This is a genomic window from Nakamurella deserti, assembly GCF_003260015.1.
Lineage (GTDB): Bacteria > Actinomycetota > Actinomycetes > Mycobacteriales > Nakamurellaceae > Nakamurella > Nakamurella deserti.
In genome coordinates this window covers 276,358-293,492 of record NZ_QCXS01000004.1, presented here as the reverse complement: position 1 = coordinate 293,492, position 17,135 = coordinate 276,358, and the positions used below count along the sequence as shown (strand labels likewise).

At 72.1% G+C, this 17,135-nt stretch carries 18 protein-coding genes; 12 read left to right on the top strand and 6 right to left on the bottom strand.

All coding sequences use genetic code 11. The features are described 5' to 3' along the window. Position 1: 1 nt before the first annotated feature. From DB033_RS19795 to DB033_RS19780, 4 genes are read left to right on the top strand one after another with little or no spacing between them, the layout of a single operon-like run. On the top strand, positions 2–1,453 hold the full coding sequence (locus DB033_RS19795; protein WP_240615991.1) for an MSMEG_0567/sll0787 family protein: 1,452 nt from the start codon (positions 2–4) through the stop codon (positions 1,451–1,453). Then, entirely contained in the window at positions 1,450–2,316 is an 867-nt protein-coding gene (locus tag DB033_RS19790; protein WP_111768679.1) for a carbon-nitrogen hydrolase family protein, read from the top strand. The genes DB033_RS19795 and DB033_RS19790 overlap by 4 nt, the downstream gene beginning before the upstream one ends. Continuing rightward, positions 2,309–2,614, top strand: a complete 306-nt coding sequence (locus DB033_RS19785) for an MSMEG_0570 family nitrogen starvation response protein (RefSeq protein ID WP_111768678.1) — start codon at positions 2,309–2,311, stop codon at positions 2,612–2,614. The genes DB033_RS19790 and DB033_RS19785 overlap by 8 nt, the downstream gene beginning before the upstream one ends. Next, complete coding sequence (locus DB033_RS19780) at positions 2,611–3,882, top strand: MSMEG_0569 family flavin-dependent oxidoreductase (protein WP_111768677.1); 1,272 nt, start codon at positions 2,611–2,613, stop codon at positions 3,880–3,882. The genes DB033_RS19785 and DB033_RS19780 overlap by 4 nt, the downstream gene beginning before the upstream one ends. Positions 3,883–3,973: 91 nt before the next feature. Here the strand turns inward: DB033_RS19780 and DB033_RS19775 are convergent, their stop codons facing one another. Genes DB033_RS19775 through DB033_RS19765 form a run of 3 tightly spaced genes read right to left on the bottom strand, consistent with a single transcriptional unit; the run spans position 3,974 to position 6,326 of the window. Next, entirely contained in the window at positions 3,974–4,582 is a 609-nt protein-coding gene (locus tag DB033_RS19775; RefSeq protein WP_111768676.1) for an Lrp/AsnC family transcriptional regulator, read from the bottom strand. After that, positions 4,579–5,355 (bottom strand): LLM class oxidoreductase, encoded by a 777-nt coding sequence (locus DB033_RS19770; RefSeq protein ID WP_111768675.1) that lies wholly within the window; start codon positions 5,353–5,355, stop codon positions 4,579–4,581. Before DB033_RS19770 ends, DB033_RS19775 begins: the two co-directional genes overlap by 4 nt. Next, positions 5,352–6,326, bottom strand: a complete 975-nt coding sequence (locus DB033_RS19765; protein ID WP_111768674.1) for an LLM class flavin-dependent oxidoreductase — start codon at positions 6,324–6,326, stop codon at positions 5,352–5,354. The genes DB033_RS19770 and DB033_RS19765 overlap by 4 nt, the downstream gene beginning before the upstream one ends. Positions 6,327–6,496: 170 nt before the next feature. Here DB033_RS19765 and DB033_RS19760 point away from each other — a divergent pair, with 170 nt between their 5' ends. From DB033_RS19760 to DB033_RS19750, 3 genes are read left to right on the top strand one after another with little or no spacing between them, the layout of a single operon-like run. Next, positions 6,497–7,216, top strand: a complete 720-nt coding sequence (locus tag DB033_RS19760) for an SDR family NAD(P)-dependent oxidoreductase (protein WP_157970818.1) — start codon at positions 6,497–6,499, stop codon at positions 7,214–7,216. Further along, entirely contained in the window at positions 7,213–7,938 is a 726-nt protein-coding gene (locus DB033_RS19755) for an SDR family NAD(P)-dependent oxidoreductase (RefSeq protein WP_111768672.1), read from the top strand. Before DB033_RS19760 ends, DB033_RS19755 begins: the two co-directional genes overlap by 4 nt. Next, positions 7,935–8,840, top strand: a complete 906-nt coding sequence (locus DB033_RS19750) for a TIGR03619 family F420-dependent LLM class oxidoreductase (RefSeq protein WP_111768671.1) — start codon at positions 7,935–7,937, stop codon at positions 8,838–8,840. The genes DB033_RS19755 and DB033_RS19750 overlap by 4 nt, the downstream gene beginning before the upstream one ends. 140 nt (positions 8,841–8,980) lie before the next feature. Here DB033_RS19750 and DB033_RS19745 read toward each other — a convergent pair whose 3' ends face one another. Then, a complete protein-coding gene (locus DB033_RS19745; RefSeq protein WP_111768670.1) occupies positions 8,981–9,772 on the bottom strand; it encodes an HpcH/HpaI aldolase family protein in 792 nt (263 codons plus the stop codon). Between the two features lie 141 nt (positions 9,773–9,913). Between DB033_RS19745 and DB033_RS19740 the strand changes: the two genes are divergently transcribed. The 4 genes from DB033_RS19740 to DB033_RS19725 are packed head-to-tail and all read left to right on the top strand — an operon-like array spanning position 9,914 to position 13,605. Further along, entirely contained in the window at positions 9,914–11,086 is a 1,173-nt protein-coding gene (locus tag DB033_RS19740; protein WP_157970817.1) for a pyridoxal phosphate-dependent aminotransferase, read from the top strand. Beyond that, positions 11,083–11,877: an amino acid ABC transporter ATP-binding protein gene (locus tag DB033_RS19735; RefSeq protein ID WP_111768668.1), complete on the top strand. Its 795-nt coding sequence runs from the start codon at positions 11,083–11,085 to the stop codon at positions 11,875–11,877. Before DB033_RS19740 ends, DB033_RS19735 begins: the two co-directional genes overlap by 4 nt. Continuing rightward, a complete protein-coding gene (locus DB033_RS19730) occupies positions 11,877–12,632 on the top strand; it encodes an amino acid ABC transporter permease (protein ID WP_111768667.1) in 756 nt (251 codons plus the stop codon). Before DB033_RS19735 ends, DB033_RS19730 begins: the two co-directional genes overlap by 1 nt. 25 nt (positions 12,633–12,657) lie before the next feature. Next, positions 12,658–13,605, top strand: coding sequence for an ABC transporter substrate-binding protein (locus DB033_RS19725; RefSeq protein WP_111768666.1), 948 nt, complete (start codon positions 12,658–12,660; stop codon positions 13,603–13,605). Between the two features lie 361 nt (positions 13,606–13,966). Here the strand turns inward: DB033_RS19725 and DB033_RS19720 are convergent, their stop codons facing one another. Beyond that, on the bottom strand, positions 13,967–14,998 hold the full coding sequence (locus DB033_RS19720) for a class I SAM-dependent methyltransferase (protein WP_157970816.1): 1,032 nt from the start codon (positions 14,996–14,998) through the stop codon (positions 13,967–13,969). A 293-nt stretch (positions 14,999–15,291) separates the two neighbouring features. Between DB033_RS19720 and DB033_RS19715 the strand changes: the two genes are divergently transcribed. Further along, positions 15,292–15,600: a hypothetical protein gene (locus tag DB033_RS19715; RefSeq protein ID WP_111768664.1), complete on the top strand. Its 309-nt coding sequence runs from the start codon at positions 15,292–15,294 to the stop codon at positions 15,598–15,600. Here the strand turns inward: DB033_RS19715 and amaB are convergent. Next, a complete protein-coding gene (gene amaB / locus DB033_RS19710; RefSeq protein ID WP_111768663.1) occupies positions 15,561–17,108 on the bottom strand; it encodes an L-piperidine-6-carboxylate dehydrogenase in 1,548 nt (515 codons plus the stop codon). The two genes, DB033_RS19715 and amaB, sit on opposite strands and share 40 nt — an antisense overlap. Between the last annotated feature and the right edge of the window lie 27 nt (positions 17,109–17,135).

The following is a 17,135-nucleotide window of genomic DNA, read 5'->3' as shown; positions in this document are numbered from 1 at the left end:
GGTGCGCAGCGAGATCACCACGCCGGCCCCACCGACGACACCGACGGCCGGCCCGCTGGACGTCAGCGTGCTCACCGGCGGGCCGCGCACCGCCACCGCCGCCGCACCGTTCCTGCTGTCCCGGGCGGAGACGGCCGCGGACCTGGCCGCCTACCACCGGCTGCGGCGAGCGGCCTTCGTGGAGCGTCAGCAGCTGTTCACCGGCAGCGACCGGGACGACGTCGACGACGACCCCCGCACCGTGGTCATCGTGGCCCGCGCGGGCGGGCACATCGTCGGCGGTGTCCGGTTGGCTCCCGCCGGTCGCGGACCTGACATCGGTTGGTGGGCCGGCTCCCGGCTGGTGGTCAGCCGGGACGGACAGGCGCTCCGCGGTGTGGGTGCGGCGCTGATCCGGGCGGCCTGCGCCGCCGCCGAGTCCGCCGGCGTCCTGCGGTTCGACGCCATGGTGCAGGGACGGAACGAGACCCTGTTCCGCCGGTTGGGCTGGGACACCATCCGCACCCTGGACCGGCACGGTCTGCCCCACGTCGAGATGCGCTATCCGATCGACCGGATCGCGCGGCTCGCGTCCGCCACCAAGGCCGCCCTGGCGTCGGTGTTGGAACCCTTCCGCGACGGCGTGACCGGCCTCGGCGGCGGCGGTTTCGTCGGCGACGACGGTGCCCCGGTGCCCGGCACGGACGTCATCGCCGCGTGCGACGCGATCCTGCCGACGATGGTGGAGCGCAGCCCCGAGTGGGCCGGTTGGTGCGCGGTCCTGGTCAACGTCAACGACCTGTCCGCGATGGGGGCAGCTCCGGTCGGGCTGCTCGACGCGATCGGTGCCCGGGACGCCTCGTTCGCCCGTCGCATCGTCAGCGGGCTGCGGGACGCCTCCCGGGCCTGGGGCGTGCCGGTGCTGGGCGGACACACCCAGTTCGGGGTGCCGGCGTCCCTGTCGGTCACCGCGCTCGGCCGGACCGACCGGCCGGTCCCGGCCGGCGGCGGCCGGGTCGGGCACAGGGTCACGGTGACCGCCGATCTCGGCGGGGGTTGGCGACCGGGTTACACCGGCGCCCAGTGGGACTCGACGTCCACCCGGTCGGCAGCCGAGCTGCGCACGATGGCCTCGTTCGTGGCGCGCACGGCCCCGGCGGCGGCCAAGGACGTCAGCATGGCCGGTGCCGTCGGCACCCTGGGGATGCTCGCCGAGTCCAGCGGCACCGGCGCCGTCCTCGACGTCGCGGCGGTACCGCGACCCGCCGGCGCCACCGCCGGTGACTGGCTCACCTGCTTCCCGGGGTTCGCGATGCTCACCACCGACGCCGCCGACCGCCCCGTCGCACCGGCCGGTCCGGCCACCAGCGCCGTCTGCGGCGAGCTGACGGCCGCCCCCGGCGTCCGCCTCCGCTGGCCGGACGGCGAGACCACCGACGCCGTCACCACCCTCACCGGATTGGGACCCGCATGACCCTCACCATCGCCGCCGCGGCGGCGTTCTTCGGCCGGGACCTCGAGGAGGCCTACACCACCATCGGGCGGTTGATCGCCGAGACCCGGGCGGCGGGCGGTAATTTGCTCGTCCTGCCGGAGGCCGCGCTGGGCGGCTACCTGTCGGCGCTCGGCGGACCCGGCGGTGATGCGGCGACCCCGGTGGCCGGGCGCACCCTGCCGCCCGCGCTGGCCCTCGACGGTCCCGAGATCGGCCGCGTCATCACCATGGCCGGCGACCTGACTCTCACTTTCGGGTTCTGCGAGCAGGACGGCGACCGACGCTTCAACACCGCCGTGGCGGTGACCGGCGACGGGTTGCTGGGCGTGCACCGCAAGGTCCACCAACCGTTGGGCGAGAGCCTCGCCTACGCAGCCGGCGACGCCTTCACCGCGTTCGACACACCGATCGGTCGCATGGGCATGATGATCTGCTACGACAAGGCTTTTCCGGAGGCCGCCCGGGCGCTGGCCCTGGACGGCGCCGAGGTCATCGCCTGCATGTCGGCGTGGCCCGCCGCCCGGACGGCGGGTGCGACCGATCTCGCCGAGGACCGCTGGAAGAAGCGGTTCGACCTGTTCGACGCGGCCAGGGCGCTGGAGAACCAGGTGGTGTGGGCGTCGGCGAACCAGGCCGGCCACTTCGGGTCCCTGCGCTTCGTCGCCGGCGCCAAGATCGTCGGTCCGGGCGGCGACATCCGCGCCGACACCGGCGTCGAGGCCGGTCTCGCCGTCGCGACGCTGGACCTCGCCGCCGAACTGGACACCGCGCGGCGGGCGATGTTCCACCTGCGCGACCGCCGCCCCGACGCCTACCCGACCCCGGAGTTGGCCCATGCCTGAGATGAACGTGCAGGTCCGGTGGCCTGACGGCCGGCTGCAGGACTGCTATTCCCCGTCGCTGGTGATGCACGACCACCTGACCGCGGGAACCGACTACGCCGTGGCCGACTTCGTCGCCCGCTCACGGGCGGCCCTGCACGAGGCGTCCGAGCGTGTCCGGTCGAGGTACGGCTTCGCCTGCACCTCGGCGATGGCGACCCTCGACGACATCGAACGCCGCGCGGCGCACTTCGCCGACGCGAGTGCGATGGTGACGGTCGTGGCGATGAAGCCTGCGCTGCCGGCGGTGACCCGGTGACCGGAACGGTCGAGCACACCGACGTCGTCGTCATCGGCGGCGGCCAGGCGGGACTGTCGATCAGCTGGCACCTCACGCAGGACGGCGTGGACCACGTGGTTCTCGAGCGGGAGACCATCGGCCACGAATGGCGCTCCGGCCGGTGGGACAACTTCACGCTGGTCACCCCCAACTGGCAGTGTCGGCTCCCGGGTCACGCCTACGACGGTCCCGACCCCGACGGGTTCATGGTGCGCGACGACGTACACACGTTCCTGCTCCGGTACGCCGAGGGCTTCGCCCCGCCGGTCCGCGAGCACGTCGCGGTGACGAGCCTCGCCGAGCGGCCCGGCGGCGGCTTCCTGCTCAGCACCTCCGACGGGCCGCTGACCTGTGAACGGGTGGTGATCGCCACCGGCGGCTACCACGAAGCCGTCGTACCGCGGATCGCCGAGCGGCTGGACCCGAGCCTCCACCAACTGCACTCCAGCCGGTACCGCAACGCCGGCCTGCTGCCCGCCGGCGCGGTCCTCGTCGTCGGCACCGGCCAGTCAGGTGCCCAGATCGCCGAGGACCTGATGCTGGAAGGCCGGCAGGTCCATCTGGCGGTCGGGAGCGCTCCGCGGGTGGCGCGGTTCTACCGCGGTCGGGACTGCGTCGCCTGGCTGCACGACATGGGTCACTACGACCGACCGGTCGAGGACCACCCCGAGGGTCTCGCCCAGCGGGACAAGACCAACCACTATGTCACCGGACGCGACGGCGGCCGGGACATCGATCTGCGCGACTTCGCCACCCGCGGTGTCGCCCTCTACGGTCGGATGACCGACATCCGGGACGGCACTGCGACCTTCGCGCCCACCCTGGGCGCGAGCCTGGACCGGGCGGATGCGGTGATGGAGGGCATCAAGGACGCGATCGACGCCTGGATCGCCCGGAACGGCATCAACGCCCCCACCGAGCCCCGCTACACCCCGGTCTGGGCACCGAAGATCGAACCCGGATCGCTCGATCTCGCCGCGGCCGGAATCACCTCGGTCATCTGGTCGATGGGCTACCGGGCCGACTACCGGTGGGTCAACCTGCCGGCCTTCGACGGATCCGGACATCCACGCCACCACCGCGGCGTCACCGCGGTGCCCGGCCTGTACTTCCTGGGGCTGCCCTGGCTGCACACCTGGGGATCCGGCCGGTTCGCGGGCATCGCCCGCGACGCCGCCCACCTCGCCGGCGTCATCCGCCATCGACGTGCCCCGGCATCCCCCCAGCCGCTGGTGGGCGTCGCCTGAGCATCACCGCCGTCGGCACCGCACCCGGCGTCGGTCCGCACGTGCCTTCCCGCGCGCCGGCGTCGGCCGGTGGATGCCGGCGCACCGGGGATCAGGCCGACGGTGGGGGACGCTCGCCGGCGGTCAGCAGGTCGTCCAGCACGCCGGGTCGACTGACCTCACCGAGGCTGAGGAACGTCTCGATGCGTTGCAGACCGTAGATCGGCCAGACCTTCTCGAGCAGCACCATCTGCAGGTGGGCGTGGTCACGCAGGCGGAGCCGGCCGAGCAGGTCGTAGGTGCCGGTGACCGCGACCAGCTCCTCCAGCTCTTCGATGGCCTTGAGCTCCTCGAGGATCTGCGACAGGTCGGCGCCGGGGGCGATGCTCATCGGGATGTACACCAGCACCGGATAGCCCAGGGCCGCCCAGTCGATGCTGACGGTGTACCCGCGGATGACCCCCAGTCGCTCGAGCCGGGCGATACGCTCTCCCACCGCCGGGCCGCTCATGTTCACCTCCCGCGCGAGTTGGCGCTGTGACGAGCGGGGGTCCTTGGCCATCCGGCGGATCAGGTCGCGGTCGATGGCGTCCAGTGGCACGGCAGGTCGTTGCCGCTCGATGGCGCCGGCGAGACCGGCCATCGAGCCGCGGGCGGTTCGGGCCCGCGGCGGCGGCGCATCGGCGTCCGCGGGCTCGGAGTCGGGTCGGCGGGTGCTCATACGGGCGGCGTCCAGGTGTGTGGCGGTGCAGACTCGGCCATGATCCGCGGGAACGACGGCATGCCGACTTCGGGCTGCAAGTATCGCGCCACCACGTCCGGCAGGCTGTCCGGCGCGGCGGCGGCCGCCGGCGCGACCAGCAGATGGGTGGCAGCGGCGGCCGCCCACGCGCCCACCAGTCGCCGGTCGGCCTCGAGGTCCCCGGACAGGGTCGCCGCCGCGGGTTGCACCTGAGCCGCTGGGTCCACGTCGCCGAGGACGTGGGCCACTGCCGGTAGGCCGGTCGACACGGCGAGTGGGGCGGCGACGGCACCGTCCAGCCACACCGGGATGTCGAGCTGGGCGGGCTTCGGCGTCACCGAGACGGTCGTCGGCAACCCGTCGCCGAGCAATCCGCTCGGCACCGTCCAACGCGCCCCGTCGTGCCGGAAGAACCGGGCCGACCAGCTCAGCCGCAGCAGGGTCAGATCCTCCAGGGCCGCCGACGCGTCCAGCGCTCCGGTGTCGACCACGCACACCACCCGGCCGGCGGACAGGTGATCCAGCACCGCGACCTCCTCGGCCAACGTCACCGGATGCTCGACACCGAGTACGACCCGCACGACGACCCGCGGATCGACCGTACGGGCGGCGATCTCGGCCGCCCGGGCGATCCGGGCGCCGTCCGGACCGGCCGGGTCGGCCAGCACCCCGAAAGCCCCCGACCGCTCGGCGGCGGTCACCCAGGCCGGGTCGTCCGCCCGGTCACCGGTCAACCACGTCCCGATCCTCATGCCGCCACCACCGTGTCCAGAGCCGGGATGACCTCGTCCGCGAGCCGGGTGAGCACCCGGCGGATCGCGGCCGAGGGTGCGCCCTCGATGATGACGCGGAAGACGACGTCGTCGACGCCTGCTTCCGCGACCTCCTGCAGGCCCTCGATGACGGCGCCGGGCGGACCGACGATGGTGGTCGCCACGGCCTGGGCAACGGCCGCGTCGGCATCCACGCGGAAATCCATCGCCTGGGTGGATCCCTGCTGTGCGACGCTCCAGCCCAGCCCCGCGTAGAGCACGTAACTGGCGCGCTGCCAGTCGAGTGCGGCGGCGCGTTCGGTCGGATCGTCGGTGAGCCAGACGTTGCGGAGTGCGGCGACCTTCGGCCGGACGCCGCCGGGTCGGCCGGCGTCCTCCCAGCCCTGCCGGTGGGCCGAGGCCAGCTCGCGCACCAGCGACACCGGGTTCGCTCCCGACAGCAGCACCCCGTGTCCTCGCGCACCGGCCCGTGCCACGCCCTTCGGCGTCGCTGAACCCGCCCAGATCGCCGCGCCGGCGGGTACCGCGATGCGCTGCAGCGCGGCCACTCCCGCCGAGTGCCGGGCGACGCGTTGCGCAGGCGGCACGCCCTTGCCGTCGAACTCGACGTCGCGGTAGCCCAGGCCCACGCCGACGTCGAGCCGGCCACCGGACCGGGACGCGATGTCGGCGGCCGTACCGGCGACCCGTTCCGCGTCCTGCAACGGCAGCAGCATCATCCCGGTACCGACCCGCAGACGATTCGTCACCGACAACGCCGCCGACGCCACCGGCAGCAACGCCGGACAGTAACCGTCGTAGAAGAAGTGGTGCTCCGAGAGCCACATGCTGCGGTAGCCCAGCTCCTCCAGCAGGCGTGCGTCCGTCATCAGTTCGCGGTAGGGGAGCGTCGGATGGCGGGGGGCCATCGCGGTGGACTGCAGACAGAACAGACCGGCGCCGAACTCCATCGACAGCTCCTCTTCGTCCCGAGCGCCGGCCCCGTGTGGCCGGACAGCTCGACGGTAGGTCGGCCGTGTTTCAGATGAGCGACCGGATGTGTCATCGGCTTAACATCCGCGCAGTATTCATCGTGTTCCATTTTCATATGGAAACCGACGGATATCCTCACGCTGCACTGGTGACGGGGGGTGGCAGCGGACTCGGGCGCGCGATCTGCCGTCGGCTGGCAGAGCGCGGGGACCACGTCGTCGTCGCCGACCGCGACGCGCCTGCAGCCGCGGCCACCGCGGACGACATCGTGGGTGGCGGCGGTTCGGCGGAGCCGCTCGTCCTCGACGTCGTCGACACCGCCGCGGTGGAGGCGGCCATCGCGGAGGTCGACGCTCGCCGTCCGCTCGGCACCGTCGTCAACAACGCCGGGATCGCGGCCACGACCCCCTTGCTCACGACCGGCATCGAGGAGGTCGACCGGATCTTCGCGGTCAACGTGCGGGGCGCCTACGTGGTACTGCGGGCGGCCGCACGGCGGATGGTCCCCCGGGGGAGCGGCAGCATCGTCAACATCTGTTCCACGTCGTCGTTCACCGCGTCCAGCTCGCCGATGGTCGCCTACGACACCTCCAAGGCGGCGCTGCGGATGATGACCGCCGCCGCCGCCCGTGAGCTGGCGCCGACGGGCGTGCGGGTGAACGGCGTCGCCCCGGGGACGATGGACACCCCGCTGATGCGCGGGCTGCTCGGCGAGGCCGGCACCGCGGCCCTGTCCGGCTCCCGGATCCCGGCGGGCCGTTTGGGCACCACCGACGAGGTCGCGCACGCGGTGGCCTTCCTGAGCTCAGCGGACGCGTCGTACGTGGTGGGACATGTGCTGGTGGTGGACGGAGGGTGGTTGACATGATCAGTCTGGTGACCGGCGCGGGTTCCGGGATCGGCGCGGCGGTGGCCCGTCGACTGGCGGACCGCGGCGACGAGGTGGTCTGCGCGGACCGGGATCTGGCGTCCGCGGAGAAAGTGGCGGCAGGTGTCGGTGGGATGGCCCTGCTGATGGACGTCACGGTGGCGGGAGCCGGACAGCAGGCGGTGGACCGGACCGTCGAACGGTTCGGTCGACTGGACACGCTGGTGACCTGTGCCGGTATCGAGCGCGTCGGGCCGGCGGCCGAGCTCGGAACCGACACGGTGCGGGAGGTGCTCGAGGTCAACGTGCTCGGCACGTTCGACGTCGCGGCCGCAGCCTGCCGCCGGTTCGTCGAACAGGGCGACGGCGGCCGCATCGTCCTGATCGGCTCGGTGAACGCGATGATCGCCCTGCCGGGTCAGGCCGCCTACGCGGCCTCCAAAGGATCGGTGCTCATGCTGGGCAGATCGCTGGCGGTGGACTGGGCTCGCTTCGGGGTGACGGTCAACGTCGTCGGCCCCGGTGTCACCGACACGCCCATGTCGGCGGGCACTCTGGGCGATCCGGACCGGCGGGCCGCGATGATGCGCCGTATCCCGCTCGGCCGGCCCGGCCGACCGGAGGAGATGGCCGACGCGGTGGCGTTCCTCGCGTCCGAGCGGGCGTCCTACATCACCGGGGCGTATCTGCCGGTCGACGGCGGCTGGCTGGCCGCCGGATGACCATCGCCCTGGGTGCGAAGCTGCCCCACACCGGTACGACGGCCATCGACCGCGGCATCGCCGCGCTGGCGGTCGACCTCGAGGCGGCCGGGTTCGACTCGCTCTGGGTGGCCGACCACGTCGTCTTCCCCACGCGGATCACGTCGTTCTACCCGTTCGTCCCGGACGGTCGGGCCACCTGGCCGACCGACACCCCCTACGTCGAAGCACTCGTCGCGCTGGCCGCAGCCGCCGCGGTCACCCGTCGGGTCCGGCTCGGTACCGCCGCCCTGGTGCTGCCGCAGCGCAATCCGGTGCTGCTGGCCAAGCAGGCGGCGAGCATCGACGCGCTGGCCCCGGGGCGGCTCGCGCTGGGCGTGGGGGCAGGGTGGCTCCGGGAGGAGTTCGACGCGCTGGACATGCCGTTCGACACCCGGGGTCCGCGCATGGTGGAGTGGATCGGTCTGCTGCGGCAGTGCTGGACCGGGCGCCCCGCCGCTCACGACGGCGGGCAGTACACGCTGGCCGAGGATCTGCTGATGCTGCCGCCACCCCGGCCGATCCCACTCCTCGTCGGCGGTCATTCACCGGCGGCGTTGAAACGCGCGGGACGGCTGGGCGACGGCTGGCTGGCCCAGCAAGCGGTACCCGAGCTCGACCCGGTGGCACTGGCCCGCGAGATCGCCACCGTTCGGCGTGCCGCGGAGGCGGCCGGCCGGGATCCCGCCGCGGTCCGCGTCGCGTTGCGTCTGGTGTCCTCGGTCGGCCGGACCGTCGACATCGCCGACCGCCTGGGTGAGCTCGGGACCGCCGGAGTGGACGAGATCATCATCGACACCGATTGGGAACACGGCGATCCCGCAGCCGAGTGTCGTGTCCTGCGCGCCGCCGCCCATGACGCGCCCCATGCGCGACGACCGTGACGGTCCCGGCCGTGACACGTCGGTCGAGACCGCCTGCGCTCCGGGGCGACGGGACGCACGGCGAGCACCGAGCCGTCTCCCGACGGCCGGCTCGCACGGACAGGCCATCAGCGGGCCAGTACGCCCGCCCGGCCGGGAATTCAGTAGGCCGCGCGACGGGGAGCGGTCGGGCCCCCGCGCCACCGGGCCAGCTCCGCCTCGGCGGAGCTGGCCAGCAAGCCGGCATCGGTGAGCACGGCGACGTCGGTGAATCCGAGGCCGGCCAACCGGCCGCCGCGGTCGACCGCACCGGCGAAGGCGCCGGCCCGGATGCCGGCGGCCCGGCAGGCCCGCACCACCGACGGCAGCGGTGAGTCGTCCGCGTCATCGGCCAGCAGGTCGTCGAGCCCGACCCCCAGCGACAGGGCCAGGTCGAACGGACCGACGAACACCATGTCGACCCCCGGGGTAGCGGCGATCGCGGTGACATCGGCGACAGCCGAGCGGGTCTCCACCATCACCGCGCAGAGGACCCGACTGTTGGCGGCGTCCGCCGCCGGCGTGGACCGGCCGTACAGGGCTGTCGTCGGCCCCCAGCTGCGGACTCCCGCCGGCGGGTACCGGCACGCGGCGGCGATCCGGGCGGCTTGCTGTGGAGTGTCGACCATCGGCACGATGACACCCGCCGCACCGGCATCCAACACGCGCCCGATCCCCGCGGCACTGTCGTCGGGCAACCGGACCCAGACGGGCACCGGGATCCCGGCCAGATCGTGCAGCGTGGCCGCAACCGCGGCGCCCTCGTAGGCGCCGTGCTGCGCGTCGAGGACCAACCAGTCCGGTCCGGAGCGGGCGAGGATCTCGGCGGTCCCACCGCCGGCCAGCCCGGACCAGGCGCCGATGCGCGCCCCACCTTCACCAGATGGTCCTGTGTGTGCTCCGTGCAAGGTCACTCACGCACTGTAGCTCTCGATTGCTCACTGGGATTCGGCCAGTCCCTTCTGTTCGCAAGTTCGTAACGTGGCCCGACTTTGCAGGAAACACCGCATTCCTACCGTGGACGTATCGCCCCACGACGAAAGGACGGTGAGCCGGTGACTGTCACCATGGCGGGAACCGTCAGCCCGGCGGCTGCGTCCGTCCCGGGTTCCGGGATCCGCGAGATCGTCAACCTCGCCCTCAGTCTGCCCGACGTGGTCAGGCTGGAGATCGGCGAGCCCGACGCCGCGACCCCCGCGCACATCGTGGCGGCCGGCCATGCCGCCGCCCGGGTGCGCAACCGGTACACCCAGAGCGCCGGCATCCCCGCCCTCCGGACGGCACTGGCCGACCGGCTGCACACCCGGTACGGCCTGGTCGCGGATCCGGAGCTGGTCGTCATCAGCCAGGGTGCGGTCCAGGGACTGGCCACGGTGTTCGCCGCCCTGCTGCGGCCCGGCGACGAGGTGCTCGTCCCGGACCCGGCGTGGCCGAACTACGAGATGCAGGCCCTGCTCTACGGCGCGGCAGCCGTGCACTACCCGTTGCGCCCGGCAAACGGTTTCGTCCCCGACCTCGCCGAGCTGGCGGCACTGATCACCCCGCGGACCCGCATCCTGGTCGTCAACTCGCCGTCCAACCCCACCGGCGTCGTGTTCCCCGCCGAGATCATCGCCGCACTGGTGGATCTCGCGGTCGCGCACGGTGTCACCGTGGTCAGCGACGAGGTGTACGACGAGATCGTCTTCGACGGGACGCACACCAACGCGGCAGCGCTGGCCGCCGAGCACGTGGTCAGCGTCTTCAGCTTCTCCAAGACCTACGCGATGACCGGCTCGCGGATCGGCTACGTGGTCGGCCCGGCGTGGCTGATGCCCACCGTCGCCCGCCTCCAGGAGCCGCTGCTGTCCTGCGTCACCGCCGCTTCCCAGGCCGAGGCGTTGGCGGCGCTGGAGGGCCCCCAGGAATTCGTCGCCGAGACCCTCGCCGCCTACCGGTCCCGCCGCGACCTCGTCGTCGGGCTGCTCGCCGACGCCGGAATCGCCGTCACGGTACCGTCGGGCGCGTTCTACCTGATGGTCCCGCTGGCCGACGGGGTCGATTCCCGCTCGGCCGCCATCCATCTCGTGCACGCCGGGGTCGCCACCGCCCCCGGCACCGCGTTCGGCGACACCGCCTCGAGTCATCTCCGGCTGTCCCTCGCGAGCTCGCGGGAGCAGCTCACCCTCGGGGTCGGCAGGCTCGCCGACTGGTACCGGCGCACCGGCGGCGGACGGGAGATGTCATGACCGGCACCGACTTCGCCCAGGGCGGGCCGGTCACCCACGGCGCCACCCCGATCATCTCGCTGCGCGGTGTCCGCAAGTCGTTCGGCCCGCTCGAGGTGCTCAAGGGCATCGACCTGAACGTCTATCCGGGTGAGCACGTCGTGTTGTTCGGGCCCTCGGGTTCCGGCAAGTCCACCGTGCTGCGGAGCATCAACCTGCTCGAGACGCCGAGTGCCGGCTCGCTGCAGGTCGACGGTTTCGAGTACGGCACACCGGTTCCCGGCGAGAGCCTGCCGCAGGGGCGACCCCTGCAGCTCCGGCGCACCGTCGGCATGGTGTTCCAGCAGTTCAACCTGTTCCCGCACCTGACCGCTCTCGACAACGTCGCCCTGCCGCTGCGGTCCGTGCAGGGTCTGTCCCGCCGCGACGCCCAGGAGAAGTCGGCCCTCGCGCTGGACCGGGTCGGTCTGCTGCCGCGCGCCGCTCACCATCCGAGTCAGCTGTCCGGCGGCCAGCAGCAGCGGGTGGCCATCGCCCGCGCGCTCGCGCTGGACCCGAAGGTCATGTTGTTCGACGAACCGACCTCGGCCCTGGACCCGGAGCTCGTCGGCGAGGTCCTGCGCACCATGCGCCTCGTCGCCGAGACCGGCATGACCATGGTCGTGGTCACGCACGAGATCGGTTTCGCCCGTGAGATAGGGGATCTCAACGTGTTCATGGAGGACGGCCGGGTCGTCGAGAGCGGCGGCCGCGGCTTCTACGACGCCTGTGAGAGCCCGCGGGCCAGAGAATTCATCATGGCGGTGCGCTGATGGGGACCTACGACTGGGGACTCGTCTGGGACAACCACGAGGCACTCCTGAACGGCCTGCTGACCGCGCTGCGGGTGTCGTTGGTGGCGCTCGTCATCGCGACCGTCGGCGGCCTGCTGCTGGCGATGGTGCGGATGGGTCGCCGACCCTTCTCCTGGATCGCCGCCATCTACATCAACGTCTTCCGCGGGGTGCCCGCGCTGGTCAGCGTCATCTGGGTGTACTTCGGTGTCTCGCTGCTGTTCGGCATCCGGTTCAGCGTCTTCCAGGCCGGTGTGATCGCGTTGTCACTGCTGTACAGCGCATTCATGGCCGAGATCTTCCGGTCCGCCCTGAGCGCCGTCCCACCCGGCCACCGGGAGGCCGGCCAGGCGCTGGGCATGCGGCCGACCAGGGTGTTCTTCTCCGTGATCCTGCCGCAGGCGACCAAGGTCGCCATGCCCAACATCGGCAGCATGTTCATCGGGATGGTCAAGGACACCTCGACCTTCACCGTCATCGGCCTGCTCGAAGTGGTCCGGGTGACGCAGAATCTGGTCAGCTCGACGTTCCAGCCGTTCGTCCTCTACACCGCGGCGGCCGGAATCTACGTTCTCGCCGCGTTCGTCATCGACTTCCTGTTCCGGGTGGTGGAGTCGTCGCTGGCGAGCCCCCCCAAGGGAGCCTTCTCCCGCGCCCTGCGTTCTCGTCAGCGCCGACGGATCGAAGAACTGATCGCCACCACCGGTCAGCGCCGTCCCGTCCCCATCCCGTAACGCCACCGCTCCCGAGAGGACCGCCGTGTTCAACCTGTCCAGCACCGCGAAACGCCGCTTTCTGACGGCCGCCGCCGCGGCCACCGCCCTCGTCCTCACCGCCTGTGGCGGCGGCTCCGACGCCGCCGGCACCACCGCGAGCACGGCTTCGACCACCCCGACGTCCGCAACCTCCCCGGCCGGAACGGGGGCAGCCACCGGATCGTCCGGGAGCACCTCCGCCCCGGTCGACAGCGCAGCGTTCGATCTCATCACCCCGGGCACCCTGACCGTGGGGATGAACCTGCAGTTCCGGCCGGAGATGTACCTCGACGATGCCGGCAACCCCGCGGGCTACGACGTCGACCTGCTCAACGCGTTGGCCACCGAGATGGGCCTCACACTGAACATCCAGAACCTCGACTTCACCGGCCTGATCCCCGGCCTGCAGAGCCGGCAGTTCGACCTGGTGTCGGTCGGTCTGACCGCCACCGACGAGCGCAAACAGGTCGTGGACTTCACCCGCGCGTACGTCCCGTACACCTCCGTGCTCGCCGTGGCCCAGGGCGACACCGCGACCCCGGCGATCGACACCTACAACCAGGGCGGCCAGATCATCACCGCGCTGCAGGGATCCTCCGGCGAGCAGCTCGCCACCGAGACCTTCCCGAACGCCACCGTCAGTGGCTTCGCCGACCAGAGTGCCGCACTGCTGGAGGTGGCCACCGGCCGGGCCAACGGCTCGGTGCTGGAGGACTACATCCTCGCGCAGTTCCAGAAGGCCAACCCCGACCAGGTGAAGAAGGCCGATCTCCCCGAGCCGCTGGCCCTGGGCTACGGCTCGTGGGCGGTCCAGAAGGGCAACTCCGCCCTGGTCGCCGCGCTCGACGGATTCCTGTGCGATCAGCAGAACGACGGCGGGCTCGCCGCGCTGTACGAGAAGAACTTCGAAGTGCCGGCCGCCGACTTCCCGACGATGCCCGAAGGCTGCTGACTCGGCCGATCGATACCCACGGCCCCCGTTGTGCCGCCACTCGGCGCAGCGGGGGCCGTGCCACGCTCACGACCAACCGCATCCGTCGACGCCAACCGGTCATGGCTGAACCTCGAGAGGCGTCGGATCCGGTCACACGAGGGCGGTGGACGTGAGTGGGGTCCGCAACCGCGGTCCTCCGTGGGGCGGGCCACGTGTCCTCCGTGCTCGACGTCGGCCAGCGACATGGACCGCGTTCCGTGTGCCACCAGACCGCGCATCCGTTCGTCCGTATCCGTCGGTGGCGTGCGGTCGGTCGACCGGTTCGACGGGGGCACGGGCGTGCAGCAGGGCGGCGGCCCTCGGGCGGCAGTGCCTGCGGTCAGCGGGGTTTGGCGACGACCAGGACCGCCAGGCGCCAGTGGAACCAGGGCTCGGCGGGTTGCTCGGCGATGGCTCGGGCGAGGTGCCCGTCGAACAGTCTGGCCGCGATCAGCGGTCGTCGGTCGGCAGCGAGCGTCTGTAGTAGCGCGGGGCCGAAGGACACCCGCAGGGCCGCGGCGACGGCGGTGGGGTAGTCGCCGCCGGACCGGGTCTGATCCCACAGCGGGTCGCCGATGTCGACCAGCTCGAGCTGTTCGAGGTCCAGGTCCATCTCGGGGTCGTCGAACGGTGCGCGCCACTCGTCGGCGGTGCGGTACCAGGCGGGGATGACCATCGCCTCCCGGTCGCCGTCGCGGAGGAGCCCTTCGTCGTGGAGAACGTCGACCCCGCGCCCGATCTCGTCCATCGCACGTTCGGCACCGGAACGGCGCCCACGGCCGTCGCCACCCGCGGTGCCCACCACCACGACCAGCCGCGCTCCCGGAAGCATCTCCGCGGCACGCGCCCGGAGAAACGCACGCCAATCGGCGGCGGCCGCAGCCGCCCAGGTGGCGTACTGGCCGGCGTCGGCGGTGGTGAACCAGAACCCGTCGAGAGGACCGGGCACGCCGCTGAGCCAGTGCACCGCGATCGCACTCCAGCCGAGCCCGACGGAGGCGTCGGGCACCAGCTGCTCGTAGAACGACCGCCCGATCGCTGCGGAGTAGACCCCGGGCCGCCGGTATCCGCCGTCGGCGGCGACCGTCCGGAACAGCGAGCTGAAGTCGTTGTCGGGAAGGTCGGTGTGGAGCACCCGGATCGGCTGGGCCGCGCCGTGGCGGCGGCGGATCGCCTCCACGGCCGTGGTCATGGGCAGCAGCGAGTTACGGCCCTCCGAGGCCCCGTAGTCCACCACGGTCACCACACCGGCGGGATCCCGCGGCGCAGTCCCGGCGGCTGCCGCCAGCGCGTCGAGCCCGAACCGGGCGGACGCAGCCTGTGCAGAGGCGTGGCGGTTGTACCGTCCCCCGCCCTCCATCGCGCTGGACACCCCGCCACCTTACGGCGCCCGGCTCCTGCCGGCAGTGCGTCCTGCCTCCGCACCGCGCACCGGCGGCTCCACCCGGGACAGCGCGACCTGCCGGAGCGTCGCCGACATCCCGATCACCCCGGTCGAGGTCGGCGTCGCGGACGGGCCGGGTCACGGCACCGTCCTCGGGGCCGTCCCCCGACCGGTGGGCGACCTCGTCCCCCCTATCGGCCGGTCAGCGGATTCCACGGACGGCGGTCGGGAGCGATGGTTGTCCCACACCCCACCGAGGAACCCGACCCGAGGAGCACACGATGTCCACCACCACCCCCGCCGTACCGACCACGACCGACAGTGCGCAGACACCCGCCGCCGTTCCGATCCAGCAGTCCCTCCGGCAACGCCCCGGCCTGCGACTCGTCCTGGCCGGCGTGGTCCTGATGATCATCGCCGTGCCGCAGATGTTCCTCGGCAGAACGCCGGCGAGCAGCGGCCACTACATCATCGCCGGAATCGGGCTGGCGTCGATCATCACCGGCGTCCTCACCCGCAGGACCGATCTGCGGCGTCGCACCGCGGTGGGTCACCCCGCGTCAGGCGCAGCCAGGAAGCTGACGTTCTGAGCGAGGGCGAGCTGTGAGGTGTAGTTGACGGTGTTGGTGGCCTGCCGCATGTACGCCTTCCAGGAATCCGATCCGGACTCGCGTCCGCCCCCGGTCTCCTTCTCGCCACCGAAGGCGCCGCCGATCTCGGCACCGGACGTCCCGATGTTGACGTTGGTGATCCCGCAGTCCGAGCCGCCGGCACCGGTGAACATCTCGGCCTCCTGCTGGTCGCGGGTGAAGATGCTCGATGACAACCCCTGCGGTACATCGTTGTTCAAGGCGATGGCCTGGTCCAGAGTGCGGTAGGTCTGCAGGTAGAGGATCGGTGCGAAGGTCTCGGCGCGGACCGTCGCGGTGTGCGCGCGGACCTTCACGATGGCCGGCCTGACGTAGGCGGCGTCGGGGTGGGTCCCTTCGTCGTGGGCCTCTCCGCCGACCAGAACCGTGCCGCCCTCGGCCACCGCGGTGACGAGCGCCCGCTGCATGCGGTCGAGCGCCTCGCGCGAGATCAGCGGCCCGACCAACGTCGCGTCGGCGAACGGGTCGCCGATCGGCAGCCGTCGGTACGCCGCGACCAGGCGCTCGGTCAGCTGCTCGGCGATGTCCTCGTGCACGATGAGCCGCCGCAGGCTCGTGCAGCGCTGGCCGGCGGTGCCGGCCGCGGCGAAGACGATGCCCGCGGTCGCGAGATCCAGATCGGCGGACGGGGCGACCACCGTCGCGTTGTTGCCGCCCAGCTCGAGCAGGCTCCGGCCGAATCGCGCCGCCACCCGAGGCCCGACCTCCCGGCCCATCCGGGTCGACCCGGTGGCGCTGATCAGCGCCACCCGCGGATCGTCGACCAACCGCCCACCGACGACACGATCGGCCAGCAACAGCTGGTGGATACCGTCAGGCGCACCGACCTCGGCGATGGCCCGGGCGAGTAGCGCACTGGCGCCCAGCGCGGTGAGCGGGGTGAGCTCGGACGGCTTCCACACGACGGTGTCGCCGCAGACCAGGGCCAGTGCCGTGTTCCAGGACCACACCGCCGCCGGGAAGTTGAACGCCGACACGACACCGACCACACCCAGCGGGTGCCAGGTCTCGGCCAGCCGATGCCCCGGGCGCTCCGAAGCGATGGTGCGCCCGTACAGCTGGCGCGACAGGCCCACCGCGAACTCGCAGATGTCGATCATCTCCTGCACCTCACCCGCCGCCTCCGAGCGGATCTTGCCGACCTCGATGGTGATGAGGTCCGCCAGCTCGGCCTTGTGCTCGCGGAGCAGCTCGCCCAGTCGGCGTACCAGGGCGCCGCGCACCGGCGCCGGGGTGTGACGCCATTCCAGGAAAGCGGCCGCTGCGGTGGCGATGGCTGCGTCCGCGTCGGCCGGGGTGGTCGCCGCGAGGTCGAACAGGTCCGTTCCGGTGATCGGCGTCCGGGCCCGCAGGCCCGTGCCCTCGGGCACCACCGCCCCGAGTCCGGCGAGGGCCGCGAGGGCACGGGTGCGCAGCGCGTCGGAGGTGGGCAGGACGGTGGCGGTCATCGGAGTCCGTTCGTTCGGAGGTGAGGG